The following is a 4,243-nucleotide window of genomic DNA, read 5'->3' on the forward strand; positions in this document are numbered from 1 at the left end:
GACGGCTTCTCGCACCATTGCCCATGCATTTGTGATCGCGCGATGCATTTTGCGCCCCAGTCGAATTGGCGTTCACTAGCAATGCACCAGCACATCTGATGTTCCGGTTGCGGGCTGTGGCAGGAGTTTTCGCACCGACTTCCGCGGAGGGTCGCCGGCATAGAACTTCCGCTCCGATGCGCTGGCATCGCCTTCGCCCCCTTTCGGGACGCGCATTTGATAATGGTTTTCTCAAGATCATTTTAATTCGTTCGGAAACCATAGAAGCGGAGGCTGGCTCGTTTGCACCGACAAGGACAACAGCACGGAGGAGGTGTTGGAGCGTCGTAGACGTTCGCCCTGTTGAGCAGCAGCCAGCCATAAGCGATCTAATAGGTGCGGCGCCGCCGACGCGATATCGTGGGCCGGTGAGGTCCGAGCCCCCCGACCACAGGCTTAACGAGTCCATAAGCAAGCGCAATTCGGGCTGACCCGCGACGCAGAAAGTTCGAAAAACTTCCAGGAACCCCAGCCAAACAATTGATCAGGCAAATCATGAAGTTAGCGAACAAGGCCGCGACCGAACCGTGTTGCATCGGTTTTCCCGCTCTGTAACGCGCAAACCCTTGCATTCCGGGCTTGTCCCGTCCTGTACCTTGTTGTCATTGCAACATGACTGCAACACGGAAAGGCGGATTGTTCCCGTCATGTTCGCCAATGAAGGCGCGCGCCACCCATAGCCGATTGCGGCGCCAATTCTTTCCTGCAACTATCGGCAGGTCCGTGGACTTGGACGCGACATGGAGAGAGCTATGGCTGACAACAAATCAAATCGGGGAAAGCAAGATCGGGCCAGGGTGTCCACCAGCGAGCCTTACGAGGTGAACTACTTCGCCCGGAAGCACGCAATCACAAAGGATATGGCCTTGAAAATAATCAAGGAAACCAAGGGCAACAGGGACAAGGCAAACGCCGCCGCTGAAAAGCTCAGGTAAAGAAACGCGACATGACAACAAAAAAACCCGCCGGAATAGAGAAACCCGCCGCTGAGAGGGGGCCCAGGGCGGCGGGTTTCTTCACCTTGAATAGAGCGGCCACTTTCCGGAGAAGACCGCGCACGACATAAACCCGCAGAGGCGGCTCCTTGTTCCACACAATTTTAAGAACCAGCCTGTCGAGGACTACATGGTGCTAGTAATTTCATCTTAGGGCCGCTCTCCACCAGCACTTCCTGAGATTTCAGATCCTCGCCCCAAATCACGGTTTCACCGTGGGTGTCCGGGCATGGCTCTGCGTCCGCGCCTTCCTCGTCGTCGACGTTGTCCAGCTCTAGATCATCAAGGCAGCCAAGCGACGGCTCATCGTCTGCCGTTTCCTCCAGATCGCAATCAGCCTGCATGAGATCCAGTGCCGTTATCAGGCTCATGGCACGGTCTAGGAGGTCGTTCAGGCGCTTTTCTACGGACTGGCGCCATATGCGCGCGTCGGTTCCCTGCGGGCATCCCATGGGCTTTAGAACGCGAAGGGCGGTCATGACACGCGCTCCAGATCAAGTAAGGTCAGCGCCGTCATCATTCATCACGGTGTCTGGCGCTACCGGCAGCGGGACATAGTGGGTGTGGCCGCGTGCCTCGTGATGGCCGGCATGAGCGCCTATATGCCGTTACGCTAGCGCCTTTTGGTGAGGAGACATTGGGCAAGCATTTCCGCGACGAAGAGATCGAGGAATTCCTAAAAGCCTACGTCGCGAGGTTCCCGGACGCCGTAGAGCGAATGGAACATGTCATGTTGAATCCATTCGACGATAATGACGAACTGATGTCCCAGAACTTCCGCGAGATCTATCACGTCGCACAGTCGATGCAATTCTTCACGGCATACGCGGCGCATGAGCCGAGTGCGATCCATCATTTGGTCAGGGACGTTGCGAGACGTGTGTCGGATGGGCTTGGCCCTATGGGATCGAGAAAAATCAAATATTGACGCGCCGCCTGGCTGAGGCCTGGATAAGCAAGATGCCCCACCGGAATCAGCCGGTGGAGCTCTTAGATCAGCCCACTCAGGGACTAGCTGAAGTGGCTGTTCGGCGGTGTGACCCGGGGAGGATCACATTTGCAAATTGGCGCCTTCCTTTGCCCGGCACATCGGCCGAACAGATGAGGGCTATTCGCCTGCTCGGATTGCAAGGCTGCCGGCCGCGACCGCCGGCTTCGCGTTGATGCCGTCAGTTTGGTCGACTTGCAGCACATGGGATGCCCGGCCAGGTTGTCGGCGAGAGTCTTTTGGGCATGGCGATCTCCGTTGAAGGGGTCGCCGCAAAGGATTCTATTCCTAACTGGACCTGGATGGCAAGGGTTATTCGGCCAAGCTGCCTTCCCGGTGGTGCATCGCCTCCAAGATCACCTCATAGACGCTGCCGACCTCCTCCTTGATCTCGTCGGCACCGATTCCCTCACGCTCCGCAAATTTCATCATTTCGTCAGCGAGGTCGCTAACCGCCACTGGATCATCAGTCATTGCGTTGGGCAGGTGCTCTGCCATCCACCGATCGAGAAAGTTGATGCCGCGTGTGCTCATCAGCCGATAAGTTCAAAGCGCATATTAGGTTCCGCTACTTGACCCCTGAGACGGCCGCACCAGACTCCAGTGCATGGCTAGTGGTCTCAAGATCGGCGATGAGGTGGCGATCGACGCCACCATTATTCGACGCGTCACTGACGACAGGATCAGCGTGTCGATACCGACCTACGGATTTCCGCATTCCGTTCGGGATAGCACCACGAAGGTGGTCAAAGGTCAGACCATCGAACTGATCGGCAGCGTCACACGGGTCGAGAAGGACGCCGTAACGGTCAGCCTGGGTGGCCCGGTGGTGACGGTCGCGCTTGATGTTGTGCGGCTGGTAAAGCTCTAGCTTTCCCGACCTTACCGCCCTAACGGCTGCTTCGAAAGCGAGAGAAGTTCGGCCTCATCTTTTATCCCGGCCATGTAGTTGGCAATGATCCGAGAGGCCAACCGGCCCTGCGCATCGGGTGATTGGTCGTCGACGAGTTTAAGCTGCTCGAAAACGCGCCCTAGCAAGGCCAATTCGGCAGGCTTAAGGATCCCGGCATCCACGGCTTTTCGTCTGATGGGCATGACTAGTGTTCTTCCCTCACCGACTCAAGCCGCGAGCCCGAAATCGGTTCCGGAACATTTTAGCTCAAACGCATGTTTCAATGGTTATGAAGATCGAAGCCGACGAATGCCGGGCAGCGTTGACGCTCATCCGGCGCACAATCGAGGACCACTGCCCGCCCGGCGTGCTGCCTAGCGAGGACCGCGCTGTCCCATTATAGGACGGCGCGGTCAAACCCCAACCTTGGCTGCGCAGGCGGCTTCGGCATTGAGTTCTACCCCGAACTCCGGCCGGCGCTGATCAGGCAATCTCCCACTGCGGCCCCGGCCATTTTCGTTGCACCCCGCGCGGGAGCCGCCTTGGCTGACGTCCACTAGCTCCCGCTCATCTTGACCCCGGGCGCAATGTATTGTCCGTATATGAACTCGACGAGTGAGGGCACTGCATCGCCATGTAGGCGGTCGGCCCCCGCGGCTGTCGAGCGATGTTTGAGGGAGCAGCGCATTGTTCGTCGATTACTACGAACTCTTGGAGATCAGCCCAAACGCCAACTCGGAGACACTTGAGCGAATATTCCGCTACTTTGCGATGCGCTATCATCCCGACAATCAGCAAACTGGAAACGAAGCCCGCTTCAGCGAAATAGTAGAAGCACACAACGTCTTGAGGGATCCCGTTAAGCGCGCCCAGTACGATATCTCCTATCGAGAGCATGCCGGTGAGCGGCTTAAATTGGTCGAGGAGGCAAGCGACCCCAAAGGGGTCGAGAAAGATGCTTTGGTCCAGGCCAAACTGCTTTCGCTGCTCTATGTGAAGCGCCGCCAGGATGTCGGCAATCCGGGCATTGGCGACGTCGAAATCGAACGGTTGTTAGGCTGTCCACCAGAGCATCTGGAGTTTCATCTCTGGTACATGAAGGCAAAGGGATGGATTGCAAGAATTGAGAACGGGACAATCGCGATCACGGTTGAAGGCGTCGATCGCGCCGATTCCGAACTGCGTCGCGATACCAGCATTCGGCTCCTGAGTAGAGACTAGATGTTTAGTCCCGAGGTTTGATGGGTTGGATCGAGCCTGAATCGTTCGGGCTCTTTTGTCCAGATTTTGCAGATGTATTCAAAGGGCGTGAGGCCCTTGAGGGTCTTC

7 protein-coding genes and 1 pseudogene are annotated in these 4,243 nt (G+C 57.1%); 4 read left to right on the top strand and 4 right to left on the bottom strand.

From position 1 onward, the window contains the following. Positions 1 to 791: 791 nt before the first annotated feature. Positions 792 to 974 (top strand): DUF3606 domain-containing protein, encoded by a 183-nt coding sequence (locus NKI05_RS32000; protein ID WP_023734668.1) that lies wholly within the window; start codon positions 792 to 794, stop codon positions 972 to 974. Positions 975 to 1,138: 164 nt separating this feature from the next. Here NKI05_RS32000 and NKI05_RS32005 read toward each other — a convergent pair whose 3' ends face one another. Continuing rightward, entirely contained in the window at positions 1,139 to 1,513 is a 375-nt protein-coding gene (locus tag NKI05_RS32005; RefSeq protein ID WP_023695062.1) for a hypothetical protein, read from the bottom strand. A gap of 158 nt (positions 1,514 to 1,671) precedes the next feature. Here NKI05_RS32005 and NKI05_RS32010 point away from each other — a divergent pair, with 158 nt between their 5' ends. Next, positions 1,672 to 1,962 carry a hypothetical protein gene (locus tag NKI05_RS32010; RefSeq protein WP_023695061.1) on the top strand — a complete coding sequence of 97 codons (291 nt, stop codon included), beginning with the start codon at positions 1,672 to 1,674 and terminating at the stop codon, positions 1,960 to 1,962. Positions 1,963 to 2,334: 372 nt separating this feature from the next. On the opposite strand, the gene NKI05_RS32015 is transcribed toward NKI05_RS32010, so the two are convergent. Continuing rightward, the gene (locus NKI05_RS32015) at positions 2,335 to 2,556 is read right to left on the bottom strand and encodes a DUF768 domain-containing protein (protein ID WP_023695060.1); all 222 of its coding nucleotides are present in this window, start codon (positions 2,554 to 2,556) and stop codon (positions 2,335 to 2,337) included. 73 nt (positions 2,557 to 2,629) lie between these two features. Here NKI05_RS32015 and NKI05_RS32020 point away from each other — a divergent pair, with 73 nt between their 5' ends. After that, positions 2,630 to 2,893: a hypothetical protein gene (locus tag NKI05_RS32020; protein ID WP_023672643.1), complete on the top strand. Its 264-nt coding sequence runs from the start codon at positions 2,630 to 2,632 to the stop codon at positions 2,891 to 2,893. An 11-nt stretch (positions 2,894 to 2,904) separates the two neighbouring features. On the opposite strand, the gene NKI05_RS32025 is transcribed toward NKI05_RS32020, so the two are convergent. Then, complete coding sequence (locus tag NKI05_RS32025) at positions 2,905 to 3,117, bottom strand: hypothetical protein (RefSeq protein WP_023672644.1); 213 nt, start codon at positions 3,115 to 3,117, stop codon at positions 2,905 to 2,907. A gap of 484 nt (positions 3,118 to 3,601) precedes the next feature. On the opposite strand from NKI05_RS32025, the gene NKI05_RS32030 reads away from it, so the two are divergent. Next, on the top strand, positions 3,602 to 4,135 hold the full coding sequence (locus tag NKI05_RS32030; protein WP_023672646.1) for a J domain-containing protein: 534 nt from the start codon (positions 3,602 to 3,604) through the stop codon (positions 4,133 to 4,135). On the opposite strand, the pseudogene NKI05_RS32035 reads toward NKI05_RS32030, so the two are convergent. Then, positions 4,132 to 4,243, bottom strand: a pseudogene (locus NKI05_RS32035) (IS481 family transposase); the annotation flags it as partial. The gene NKI05_RS32030 and the pseudogene NKI05_RS32035 sit on opposite strands and share 4 nt — an antisense overlap.

The sequence above is a fragment of the Mesorhizobium sp. M0771 genome (assembly GCF_040320155.1).
Classification (GTDB): Bacteria; Pseudomonadota; Alphaproteobacteria; order Rhizobiales; family Rhizobiaceae; genus Mesorhizobium.